The sequence below is a fragment of the Streptomyces sp. NPDC037290 genome (assembly GCF_055603245.1).
Map to the genome: position 1 here is coordinate 1 of NZ_JBVJVZ010000058.1, position 11,034 is coordinate 11,034.

General features: G+C 67.1%; 11 protein-coding genes and 4 pseudogenes. 6 read left to right on the forward strand and 9 right to left on the reverse strand.

Annotated features, from left to right (window positions below):
- Nucleotides 1-92: 92 nt before the first annotated feature.
- The 4 genes and pseudogenes from ACZ7HQ_RS43770 to ACZ7HQ_RS43785 all read right to left on the reverse strand — a co-directional run bounded on the left by ACZ7HQ_RS43770 (nucleotide 93) and on the right by ACZ7HQ_RS43785 (nucleotide 3,022).
- A pseudogene (locus ACZ7HQ_RS43770) lies at nucleotides 93-1,495 on the reverse strand (IS1380 family transposase).
- A gap of 120 nt (nucleotides 1,496-1,615) precedes the next feature.
- Nucleotides 1,616-1,789: a hypothetical protein gene (locus ACZ7HQ_RS43775; RefSeq protein WP_471002823.1), complete on the reverse strand. Its 174-nt coding sequence runs from the start codon at nucleotides 1,787-1,789 to the stop codon at nucleotides 1,616-1,618.
- A gap of 53 nt (nucleotides 1,790-1,842) precedes the next feature.
- Nucleotides 1,843-2,220 (reverse strand): annotated as a pseudogene (locus tag ACZ7HQ_RS43780) (hypothetical protein); the annotation flags it as partial.
- On the reverse strand, nucleotides 2,126-3,022 hold the full coding sequence (locus ACZ7HQ_RS43785; protein WP_471002798.1) for an alpha/beta hydrolase: 897 nt from the start codon (nucleotides 3,020-3,022) through the stop codon (nucleotides 2,126-2,128). The gene ACZ7HQ_RS43785 and the pseudogene ACZ7HQ_RS43780, both read right to left, overlap by 95 nt.
- Nucleotides 3,023-3,124: 102 nt before the next feature.
- Here ACZ7HQ_RS43785 and ACZ7HQ_RS43790 point away from each other — a divergent pair, with 102 nt between their 5' ends.
- On the forward strand, nucleotides 3,125-4,081 hold the full coding sequence (locus tag ACZ7HQ_RS43790) for a LysR family transcriptional regulator (protein WP_471002801.1): 957 nt from the start codon (nucleotides 3,125-3,127) through the stop codon (nucleotides 4,079-4,081).
- Between the two features lie 169 nt (nucleotides 4,082-4,250).
- Here the strand turns inward: ACZ7HQ_RS43790 and ACZ7HQ_RS43795 are convergent.
- From ACZ7HQ_RS43795 to ACZ7HQ_RS43805, 3 genes and pseudogenes are all read right to left on the reverse strand, one after another.
- Nucleotides 4,251-4,439 (reverse strand): annotated as a pseudogene (locus ACZ7HQ_RS43795) (hypothetical protein); the annotation flags it as partial.
- Between the two features lie 295 nt (nucleotides 4,440-4,734).
- A complete protein-coding gene (locus ACZ7HQ_RS43800; RefSeq protein WP_471002803.1) occupies nucleotides 4,735-5,466 on the reverse strand; it encodes a GAF and ANTAR domain-containing protein in 732 nt (243 codons plus the stop codon).
- A gap of 37 nt (nucleotides 5,467-5,503) precedes the next feature.
- The gene (locus tag ACZ7HQ_RS43805; RefSeq protein WP_471002804.1) at nucleotides 5,504-5,785 is read right to left on the reverse strand and encodes an ANTAR domain-containing protein; all 282 of its coding nucleotides are present in this window, start codon (nucleotides 5,783-5,785) and stop codon (nucleotides 5,504-5,506) included.
- 163 nt (nucleotides 5,786-5,948) lie between these two features.
- Here ACZ7HQ_RS43805 and ACZ7HQ_RS43810 point away from each other — a divergent pair, with 163 nt between their 5' ends.
- Nucleotides 5,949-6,113: a hypothetical protein gene (locus ACZ7HQ_RS43810; RefSeq protein ID WP_471002807.1), complete on the forward strand. Its 165-nt coding sequence runs from the start codon at nucleotides 5,949-5,951 to the stop codon at nucleotides 6,111-6,113.
- Nucleotides 6,114-6,328: 215 nt separating this feature from the next.
- Here the strand turns inward: ACZ7HQ_RS43810 and ACZ7HQ_RS43815 are convergent, their stop codons facing one another.
- On the reverse strand, nucleotides 6,329-6,457 hold the full coding sequence (locus ACZ7HQ_RS43815; protein ID WP_471002809.1) for a hypothetical protein: 129 nt from the start codon (nucleotides 6,455-6,457) through the stop codon (nucleotides 6,329-6,331).
- A gap of 885 nt (nucleotides 6,458-7,342) precedes the next feature.
- Between ACZ7HQ_RS43815 and ACZ7HQ_RS43820 the strand changes: the two are divergent.
- Together ACZ7HQ_RS43820 and ACZ7HQ_RS43825 are read left to right on the forward strand one after the other, a co-directional pair.
- A pseudogene (locus tag ACZ7HQ_RS43820) lies at nucleotides 7,343-7,483 on the forward strand (DUF6207 family protein); the annotation flags it as partial.
- Between the two features lie 832 nt (nucleotides 7,484-8,315).
- Nucleotides 8,316-8,660, forward strand: a complete 345-nt coding sequence (locus tag ACZ7HQ_RS43825) for an STAS domain-containing protein (RefSeq protein WP_471002812.1) — start codon at nucleotides 8,316-8,318, stop codon at nucleotides 8,658-8,660.
- Nucleotides 8,661-9,021: 361 nt separating this feature from the next.
- Here ACZ7HQ_RS43825 and ACZ7HQ_RS43830 read toward each other — a convergent pair whose 3' ends face one another.
- On the reverse strand, nucleotides 9,022-9,150 hold the full coding sequence (locus tag ACZ7HQ_RS43830) for a hypothetical protein (RefSeq protein WP_471002815.1): 129 nt from the start codon (nucleotides 9,148-9,150) through the stop codon (nucleotides 9,022-9,024).
- Nucleotides 9,151-9,514: 364 nt separating this feature from the next.
- Here ACZ7HQ_RS43830 and ACZ7HQ_RS43835 point away from each other — a divergent pair, with 364 nt between their 5' ends.
- Entirely contained in the window at nucleotides 9,515-9,946 is a 432-nt protein-coding gene (locus ACZ7HQ_RS43835; RefSeq protein WP_471002818.1) for an SsgA family sporulation/cell division regulator, read from the forward strand.
- 193 nt (nucleotides 9,947-10,139) lie between these two features.
- Entirely contained in the window at nucleotides 10,140-10,895 is a 756-nt protein-coding gene (locus ACZ7HQ_RS43840) for an IS6 family transposase (RefSeq protein WP_471002821.1), read from the forward strand.
- The last annotated feature ends 139 nt before the right edge of the window (nucleotides 10,896-11,034 follow it).

Sequence of the window (11,034 nt, forward strand, 5' to 3'; positions counted from 1 at the left end):
GAAATCCCCGCAACTACCTGGCCTTTCTCGGTCTCGCCGCCGCCATCTGCTGCTACAAGCGACTCGTCCGCCTCACCACGTAGGACACGGTGTTAGGTGGCCGGCCGTGGCAGGGCCGTGAGGCGGGCGAATGCGCTCGTCAGCTCGTTTCGCCAGGGCCAGGTCGCGGAGATCCGCAGGTGCAGGCGGCGACCGCCGCGGGTGATGTGGGCGGCTGCGTGCAGCAGCCGGTAGCGGAGCTTTTTCGGCTCCGCGCCGGCCAGGTCGCCTTTCAGCAGCAGAGTGCGCATCCAGGCGAGCAGGTCGAGGGCGGTCAGGGACAGCTCCAGCCGTGCTTGGTTGATGGCGAAATGGCGGGAGGGGAAGCGGCCGAAGCCGGTGGTCTTGTCGCAGCGGATGCGGTCCTCGACGCGGGCGTGCGCCCGGTGGCGTACTTCCAGGTGCTGCAGTGAGCCTTCACGGTAGGGGTGTCGGTGAGGAAGACCTGGTGGCGCACGCCCTCGTCGAGGTCGAACAGGGACAGTTGGGCGCCGGGATGCGGGCGCTCACGTCGGACGATGATCCGTGTGCCGTCGGGGTAGCCGTCCAGGTCCACCATGCCGGTCAGTTCGGCGACCTCGGCGCCGGTGCGTAGGGAGCCGTTCTGCTCCAGCGCGGCATGCCAGACGTGTTCGGGCAGGGCGCGGATCGCGCGGCGGAGCGGTTCGGTGACGGGGTAACCGACCGAGAATAACGTGTGGATGCCGCGCGAGCGCAGGCTGCGCAGGTGGGTCAGGAATGCCTTCGAGCTTCCGGCGCTGTCGGTGCGGATGAGGATGGGAGTGCCGTGGCGGTGGGCGTCGGGGGTCTGGGCCAGGGCCGCATCGAGGACGGCGATGTGATCGGCGGCGGTGTTGGCCCCGGCGTTGCCCGGCCGCAGCGCTCCGGCCAGGGCTTCGCCGGTGTTGTCCAGGAAGCACAGCAGCGGGTGGTAGCCGAAGCCGCGTTTATAGGTGGCCGCCGCCTGCTCCTTCTCGGAGTGGCAGGTGACGAGTGTGGCGTCGATGTCCAGGACCAGGCCCGCAAGGTCGCGTCCGCCCGCATGGGCCGCGGGTATGCCGCTGTCCGTCTCAGCGGCCTGCATCCAGGCGACTTCGCGGGCGGCGGCGCGGGCCGCCCGCAGTGCCGCAAGAGCGGCAGGATCAATGCCTGCCAGCAGCCGCCAGGCGGTCGGAGTGGAGGCCACCGGACCGAACACCTCGGCCCGATCGCGCAGTAGAGCCAGGTCCGTGATGGCCTCGCCGCCGTCGGCGAGCATCACCGCCAGATCCACCGCGATCCTGCCCGGGGCGTGCCCGGTGCCGCGTGGCCGCAACCGACGCAGCGCGTCGGTGAAGGATGCGGTCAGGCCGGTGGCATCAGCAAGATCGGCCAGCAGACGGGACCCGGCGTGGTTGACCACCCCCCGCCCGTCGGCCGAGACCACGAGCTTGGGGCGCGACCCGGTAGCGTGCACGCAGAAAGTACCTTCCTGCTGGAACGACGAAGATCTTGGACGAGCCTCATCGTCCCAGCTCAGAAGGCACTTTCGCGTTCCCGCTCAAGATCCGGACACCGTGGCAAGTGAACGCGCAGGCTAGAGGCCGAAGATCGCGGCTACGTTGGTGTCCCGGATGGTGCTCGTCTGCTCGGCGCTCACGGTCCGGCTGATGTAGTCGATCGCCGATTGGTACTCGGCTTTGGCCTGGAATGGGAAGTCGGTGCCGAGTACCAGGCGGTTCGCGCCCAGGGTGTCGACGGCGGCCCGCAGTGCCGGGGCGTGGTCGTACGCGACGGTGTCGAACCAGAGGCGGGGCTCGACTGCATGGAGTACCGGTTCTCCGCCAGCCGCATGACGACGCCCTCGGCGACGATGTTGCCGCGCTCGCTGACCTGGACGAGGTGCTCGGCACGGCCGATCTCGAAGTTCACCAGGTCGTTGACCGAGTAATACTGGAGGAACTCCAACGCCTGAGGGCCCTCGATCACCAGGTCCCAGAGGAAGGACCAGTCGCCGGGGGAACAGGTGGGCTTCCACGACATCTGTTCGTCACGCCAGCCGGTGAACTCCGGCCGGCGCCAGCCGGACGAGGGGACGGCGCGGCGGTCAGTCGCCGATGAGAGCCGGGGCGATCCAGCCGGCGGTTCGCGCGACGATCTCGCGGTACCCCTGGCCGAGGAGGATCCCGTAGTGCTGGCCAGGGTATGACCAGTGCTCCTTGGGCTCCGGAATGCGGGCGTACATCTCCAGCGCGTCCTCGACCGGCGCGACCGTGTCCCCGTCGGCGGTGACCAGCAGCACCGGCAACTCCAGCTGGGCGGCGTAGGCCGTGGGCTCGAACTCGAACAGGTTGGGCAGGCTGAGCAGGGCGATCTCGTTGCGATAGGTGTCGTACGCCTTGAACTCGTCGGTGAACTCGGCGCCCTCGGGATCCTCGAACATGACCGGCGGACCGTCCGGGTCCCGGCGGCCGTTCGTCTGGATCAGCAGCGCGGGCTCGCCGCGCAGCAGGGCTAGCCGCTGGTCGAGGATGAGCTCCTCGAGTTCGGCGAGCTGCCGGGGCGGGAACAGTGTGCGTGCCGAGCGCCCGCTGACCGGCGGGACGATGGAGACGACGGCCTTGACCCGCTTGTCGACCGCGGCCACGAACAGCGACAGCGCACCGCCGAGGCTGACCCCCCACAGCCCGATCCGGTCGGAGTCCACGTCCACCCGGCTCGTGAGGTAGGTCACGGCGTCCCGCGAGTCGCGGCTCTGTCGCCACGGGTCGATCAGCTGGCGCGGCTCCCCCTCGCTGAGGCCGAAGGACCGGTGGTCGTAGGCGAAGACCGCGAGGCCGGCCTCGACGAACGGCTCGACGCTGTCGTACAGGTGCTCCGCGACCCCGCCGATGCCGGCGTAGAGGATGACGGCCGGGTACGGGCCCTCGCCCGCCGGCGGGTAGAACCGGCCCCTGAGAGTCGCACCGTCGAGAGTGCTGAACTCGATCTCTTCGTAGGTCATGTCGGCCTTTTCTGTGTATCCGGGTAACTCGATCCGCAGAGAAGACTCTCGGTCAGCACGGGGCTCATTCACAAGGCGAAATTTTGTATATAGTTTATTCGTATGGAGAATAAACTACGGCGCCTGGGCGGGACTGACCTCAACCTGCTCATCCCGCTGTACGTCCTGCTCAGACAGCGCAGTGTCACCGTCGCCGCGGACATCCTCGGGATGTCACAGCCCGCCTGCAGCTCGGCCCTCAAGCGGCTCCGGACTCACTACGGCGACCCGCTCCTCGTCCGCCGCGGTGGCCGGCTCCACGAGCTCACCCCCTTCGCGGAACGGCTGGCCGCCCGATTGGAGCCGGCCATCCAGGCCATCTCGACCGTCGCCGTCAACGCGGACGGGGCCGATCCTGCCTCCCTCGTGCGCGAGTTCGTCCTCACGATGTCCGACTCCGACCAACTCCTCCTGGGTGGCGCACTGCTCGGCGAAGCCATGACCGAAGCCCCAGGCGTGACGTTCCGGTTCGAGCAGCCCACCCTCGCCGACGACAGCGGAGTGGCCTCCGAACTGCACGCCGTCGACATCCGCATCGTCCCCGATACCATGGTCGGCTCGCTTCCGGCCATCCGGCTGTACAGCGACGAGTGGGTGTGCCTGTCCGCCGTGGACAACCCGGTCACCGACGGCGGTGATCGTGAGGCTCTCGCCGCGGCTCCCTGGGTCACCGCCTACCATCGACCGCCGTGGGTGAACTCGCCCCTCCAAGCGCTCGCGGCGGAGGGGATAAACCCTCGGCTGGTCGGCACGAGCGAAACCTTCATGACCCTCCACTCACTCGTGGTCGGATCGTCGAGGATTGCGCTCCTGCCGCGCTCTACGGCCACCACGCTGAACGCACTGGGGGGTGTACGGATCTCACCCGCCCCGTTCCGCACGGGCCGATACGACATGTGCGCCGTGTGGCACCCGGTCCACGAACACGACCCGGCCCACCGATGGCTGCGTGCGGTGTTGCAGCGGGTAGCCGCTCAGCGCGTGGGAAGCGCCGGACAGCACACCGGAGTTGTCGGCTGAATGGCGGGGGACTGCTTGCGGCGACTTGCTTCCGCCAAGTGGTCGCGGGACATCTCTGGCCCCTTGGCCCTCGGCAGAGACAGCCGGCAGCCTCCGCAATGGGCGGCGGCGTCAGCCGTCATGGTGCTCCAGGCCGCCCTCGGACTGGAAGCGGATGTACCCGGCGGCAAGATAAGGATGCGGTCAGGCCGGTGGCATCAGCAAGATCGGCCAGCAGACGGGACCCGGCGTGGTTGACCACCCCCCGCCCGTCGGCCGAGACCACGAGCTTGGGGCGCGACCCGGTAGCGTGCACGCAGAAAGTGCCTTCCTGCTGGAACGACGAAGATCTTGGACAAGCCTCATCGTCCCAGCTCAGAAGGCACTTTCGCGTTCCCGCTCAAGATCCGGACACCGTGGCAAGTGAAACGCGCAGGTTAGTGAACGCGTCCTGGAGACGGCGCAGCCGCTCGGCCGTCAGATCGAGGGCTTCCACGTCCGTGCCGGACTCCCTCAAAGCCCGCAGCGCCGACAGGTCGACCGCGCCTCCCAGCGCCCGGCCTCCAGCTCCAGGTCGTCGCGCTCGGGGCTGCCGCGGCTGGCTGATCGCTGATACTGGCCGGTCGCTGTTTGGCTGCCTGGGGGCAGCTTCGGAGACTGGATGGCATGAACACTCATCCGCTCGGTGTGGCGGGGATGAGGGCTGGTTCCATGGTGCGGTTGACCAGGGCGAGGGCGGTGTCGGCGAGGCTGGTTTGGTGGCGGGCGGCGTGGTCGGCGAGGAGGCGTCCGGCCTCGGTGATGGTCACGTCGTGGTAGGCGGCGATCATGCCTTTGGCGATGTCCAGGGTGGCTTTGACGGCCATGGCGCTGTGCACGCGTGTGGTGACGTCGTCGGGGCGGGGTTCGGTGGCCCAGTGCATGAGCGACAGGGCTGCGGAGTCCGTCAGCGCCTGTGCGAGGTACAGGTCGTCTGGCGGCATGTCGGTGGTGTGGGTGTTGAGCAGGGTGAGGGCGCCCAGGGTGCGTTCGTGCAGGCGTACCGGCACGGTGTGCAGGGAGCGGTATCCGGCGTCGGTCATGGCGGTGACGAGTTTGGGCCAGCGCTCGTGTTCGGCGGTGATGTCGGGGATGCTGCGGGCGTGGCCGGTGCGGTAGCAGTCCATGCAGGGGCCACGGCCGGTCTGCATCTGCATCAGCTCGACGAAGGCGGCTTCCTCGTCGGTGGCGGCCATCGTCTTCAGCGTGCCCCGGGCGTCGGCGATCATCACCGCTGCCGCGTCCACGTGCAGCAGTTGCCGGCAGCTGTGCACGAGCCGGTTGAAGAGGTGCAGGGGGTCGAATTGCGGCGCGTAGGTGTCGGCCAGATCGACGAACGCCTTCGCCAGTTCGCGTTCGCGGTTCATGTCCGTCTCCCCGGCACCGGTGTGTGTGCTCGTTGGTTCATTCATGGCGGAGGTTCGTGGTGCGGTTGATGATCGCTCGCGCGACGTCGGCGGAGGTCTGGTCCTGTGCGAAGGCCCGGACCCGCAGTCTGAGCAGGGCCTCCTGTGCGCTCACTCCCAACTGCACCATGATCATCCCGGTGGCCTGGTGGATTTCTTCCCGGTCCGATTCGGCGCCCTGCAGCCACGTTACGACTTCGGCGGGGTCTGCCAAAGCGTGGTCAAGGGCGCCGACAGCCAGCGTGAGCGCGTCGGCGACCAGCAGCGCGGACTCCCCCACGCCGCCTTCACCCCCACCTCACGGGTCCAGACGGGTGGGCACCACACCTCGCGGGAGGCGAAGGGGGTAAATCCCTGGTCAGAGACCGGCCAGCGGGCGTAACCGGCGCGGGTTGGTGTGCGTTGCGCCCCGCATGGACGAACTTCGCGATCCTGTATTCGGCATGCCGGAGCTGTATGAGCCGCGCCTGCCGCTGCTCACGCTCACCGAGGCGCAGCAGCTGCTGGACGTCCTGCAACACTTCGGCACGACCGATCACGACTGGGGTGCCCAGGCCCGCCACTTCGCCGCCGAACTCGCCGCCCGTGTCCCCTCACCCGACGCCTAACGATCGACCCCTGCCTGCTCGCCTGCGAGGCGCGTCGCAACAGCTCCCCCCGAGGCCGCACGTGCTGCATTCGCAGGGCACCTGCTCCCACCACCACGGCGTCCGCTACTGGTTCAAGTAGCCCGCCGCACACCGCAGGTCGCCTCCCCGGTGCCCGGAGAAGGCGACCTGCGCGCTGTCGGGGCGGCTATGAACCGGCGCCACCCACCATCAGGTCAGTGACGGTTCTCGCCGCGGTAGTCGCGGTCACCACCACGGTGGTCGTCGCGGCCCCAGGAGACGGCGTCGACGAAGCGGCCTCGGTCGTTGCCCAGGGTCGCGGTGCCGCCGTGGTCCTCCCACACCTCACGCCGCCGGTCCTCGTACGGGTCGGTGCGGGCGCCCGGTCCGCAACCGATGTGGACGCGGCGGTGGCCCGGCCGTCTAGACTAGAGATAGTCACGGATGTATCCGTCAAGGGCCGCATTCACAGACCTCTCATACGCTGCGGCTAATTCCGCGTCGCCACTTTCGCGCGCCTTCTTGAGTAGATACCGTCGAATCCTAATTCGACGTTCCCACGCCTCTTTGTCGTGTCGTAAATCATCGAGCGTGCCGAGCTTTTCCATGTAGATCCTCTCTCTTGGAGGGGCTAGCTTGCAGTTCATTCTCTGGCTTATCCAATGCCGTTGGCAAGCGTCAACGGAAAATTCCATCTTCCAGGGCATCTCACGGAGGTCCCACACTCGTCTCGGCGGTAGGGAGAACGTGGCCTGGCCGACCACCTCAGGAATACCATTCTCTTTTCCCAAGAGCCAGGACAGCCTCACACGAACGGATCAAGCCCATCTCCGAGAACACAGATGAGGCGGTCAGCGTCATTATTTCGGGCTTAACATTCCGCCCGGATGGAATCCCGTTGCCGTAATAGTCATCACAACTGTCACCCACCCGACCCCTTTCACAAAGGGGCAAAGTTGCCCTCCGTACCCAGAAGCGCTGGTGTCGGCTGTCTTTACGGCACCGGTAATGGATGGTGCACTCGCCATACACCGCCTATGGCGCTCCCCGGGACGGATCCCGTGAGGGCTCTGACGCTGGCGCATACCTGGACGTGCCGGCTGCCCGGGGTCCTTGGTGGCGGCTGGTGCGGGCGACGATGCGACGGCCGCCACAGCCCTGCTCTTCGTCGCTAGGGTGATGACCTCTTTCAAGGATCCCCACCACCGTGGCGGAAGGTCGCGGCCGCCGACGAGACCGCCATCGCGGTCCAGGAACTGCTCGCCGCTCGGCGTGCCATCGCGCCGACAGACCGGACGACCCGGGAACCTGACGAGTCCGGCACGCGGCTGCGGTTCTCCCTGGACCTGCGCCAGGAAGCCGACGCATAGCTCTGCGGAGAATACCGGCCCTTCTCGTGCCTCCCGACAGTCGGCAAGGTGCGCCAGCACGCTGACCTGGCCTGGCCAGGGTCATGCGTCGGCCTGCCCCCCACCGCGGCCAGCGCTGCGGTGTGTGCCCGGATAGAGCTCCTTCCCGCGGCTGACGCGCGGGAGGGAGGTGCCGGCGCCGCCGGTCGGCTTGCCCGCCCGGGCCGACCTGGGACAACCGACCCGGCACACACAAGGGTGGGCCGACCCTCGGTGCAACCCCCGGTCCCCCTGTCCGCCCAACGCACCCTCCAGCCCACCGGCCCACCGGCCACTGCGCAAGCCTCCAACACAGGCGGCTTGCCCAGGCGAGGCAGGCTTGCCCGACACCAGACAGCGCCCCGCCCTGGCATGTCGAGGACCTCGGCAGCATGATCGGGCGTGCGGGCCACAGGCCCGAACACCGCATGACACAGGCTGACCAGGGCCAGAAGCGGCCGGATGATACCGCGGAGCCTGTTCGCCTCCGTTTCCGCGCGGGCGGAGGCTGCCTCTTCCGCCGGCGTCGCGCCACGCGTTCTGCCTCGGTTGCTTTCGCGGTGCGCATTAAAGGCACAAAGTTGCAAGGTGTGCCCGGTAACCCCGGCCTTGGCCTCCTGTACGGCGTGGGGTGCTGGTGGTGCAATGGGTCAATACAAGCACTAATCGTGTATCTCAGACGCCATTCGACACTATCCGCAGTGCCTGCCTCTGCGTCATGAAGGAAGTCAATGCCTGCATGCCCCCGCTGCAGTCACAAGAACCAGTCACACTCATACTCTGGATTTGACCGTACCCTTGGCAGGAGAGTGCCATGACATGGCTCCCCGCAAACCGAATACGCGTCGACGTGGACCACAGCGCGGAACCCGTCCTGGTACGGGTGAGTGGAGAAGTGGATCTGCGCGGGGCGCCGATGCTGCGTGAAGCGCTGGCGCCCTTGGCCACCCGCCATATTGAACTTGACCTGTCCGAGGTCACCTTCCTGGACTCCAGCGGACTCAACGAAATACTCAGCCACTACCAGCACTGCCGACGCTTTGGTGGACACCTGCGTCTGACCCACATATCGGCACCTGTGGCCAGAATCATGGAGATTACCGGTATCAGGAGCCTTCTCGCTGCCCAGTCCGCACCAGACCACTCCGTTGACCGCTAGTGTCCCGAGTCGGGAATTTGCTTCAGATATCATGCGAGGCGTTCAAGGGTCTCGTCCGCGGTCTTCGTCCGGACGAAGCCGGTTCGCATCGGCATCGACAGGTCGCGAAGACGACCGCCTGGCCGAGTGCATCGACATCCGACGCCGGGGGCGCCGCCTCGACGAGCAGATGCCCAGCTGCGCCGGACCTGGCGGGGCGGGCCGTATCACGAAGGCCCGTGCCCAGTCCCACAGCGCGGCCACCAGCACGCACTCGACCTCGTCCAGCGCGGAGAACTCCGTGCATGGGCGGCCTCCCCGTCGACGGCCGTGACGGGCAGACGATGCCACCCTTGGCCAGCCGCAGCAGGATGAACGTCAGCTACGGGTCCGCTTCCGCCCGCCCGGCGACGGCGGCGCCGCCACCCATCTGCGGCGCCAGGAGGTAGCCGAAGGCCCGCTCTACCTGCTCGAGCGTCAGCGGCCTCCGGGACGGAATCAGGTACGGCATCAAGCTCTCCTCACGATGACCGCCGCGCGATCCACGGCGTCGTCCTCGCATGGGTCGGCGTGCTGACCTGTGGACAGAGAACAGAGGGCTCTCCCTCCCCACTCGAACCGGACGAACCGGGGCTGCAATGACTCGACAACCGCGAGCTACCAAGAGGCCCTTCCTTCACCCCGACGCCCGCCAACTCAGCCGATCAAAGAACGAGCGGCGCACCCTAGTGGATGACATAGAATTTTTCATTGAAAGATGCCATGAATCACCCACAGGTTCCAGAGTGGATTCTGGTAAGTCGAGTCTAGGGGTAAGTACTTACCGTGCCGGCGGAAAACTGGACTCTGCCGGATCTGGCGCAACGGAGTCAGCCATGTCTGTTCCCCCGGTTCCGCCCGTCTCCGTGGAGCAACGCGCCCGGGTCCGTCTGATCACGGGCCTGAACCGGGAGTCCGTTGTCCGCGTCATGCTGCGCTATCACCTGGACGACCCATTGGTGGTCTGTGTCGACTTCCCGCCCGGTGTGCCATGCAACGGCTCTGAGGTGAGGTGGGTGTTCGCGCGTGAGTTGCTCGGGCAGGGGTCGCGCGTCCTGACCGAGTGGGGGGAGGTGTGCGTGTGGCCGGACGACACGAGCCACACCGTGGTCGAGATGCACTGGCTCAGCGATCTGGTCATGATCGAGTTTCATACCGCTGTGCTGCGGCGATTCCTGGCGCGCACCTACGCGGTCGTACCCGCCGGTGCCGAGGATGTAGTGGCAGCCGTCGAGCGTGGGCTGTCCCAGCTCTTCGGCAGCGCTTGACAAGGCGGCCACGAGCCCGATGAGCCACCGGCGGGACAAGCGGTCCCGGTCAGGGTACTGATGCCAGCTCAGTCAGCGGGTGGCCTGCGAACTGCACGCACATGGCGTGCCAGAACGGGAAACGCACTCCTGGAGGCTTTGTCAGGTTGAGGGGGGCGGAGGGCATTGTCAGGTTGAGCGAGGTTCCTCTCAGGTGGCATGCTCGCCCGTCTGGTCGGATCGGTGGAGGGGTTGCTCGTGGAGACGCTGCCGTACCGAGGGTTTCCGCTTCCCGCCGGAGGTCGTCTCCCACTGCGTGTGGCTGTACCACTGGTTCGGCCTGAGCCTGCGCGACGTCGAGGAGTTGATGCTCGAGCGCAGCATCAAGGTGACGTACGAGACGATCCACCAGTGGAAGCGCCGGTTCGGTCCCGCCTACGCAGCGGCCTTACGCCGGCGCCGCCCTCAACCAGGTGCCAAGTGGCACCTCAACGAGGTCTTCGTGAAGATCAACGGTGTGCAGAAGTACCTGTGGCGGGCCGTGGACGCCGACGGCAACGTCCTCGACATCCTCCTGCAGAACCACCGCGACGAGCCCGCGGCCAGACGCTTCTTCCGCAAACTCATGAACAAGACCCGCTCCGTGCCCCGGGTCATCATCACCGACAAGCTCCGCAGTTACAGCGCCGCCCACCGCGAGGCAATGCCGTCCGTCGAGCACCGCTCCCACAAGGGCCTCAACCACCGGGCCGAGGACTCCCACCAGCCGACGAGGCAACGCGAGCGTGCGATGAAGGGCTTCCGATCGATGAGTGCCGCGCAGCGGTTCCTCGCCTCCTTCAGGGGCATATCACCCCACTTCAGACCCCACCGCCACCTGATGACCGCACCCAACTACCGCCTCGAGATGACCATCCGCTTCACCCTCTGGAACCAGATCACCGGCGTCGGCCTGCCCACCAGAGCCTGAATCACCGCCACCACCTCAGCAGTCACGTCCCGAACCGGGTCACCCTGTCCCGCGTCAAGTTTGTGGCTCACTGATCTTGCTCTGAAAGTTGGGGATGCAGGGTCGGGGTGCGGTAGACCTCGATCGGGCGGTGGCCGGC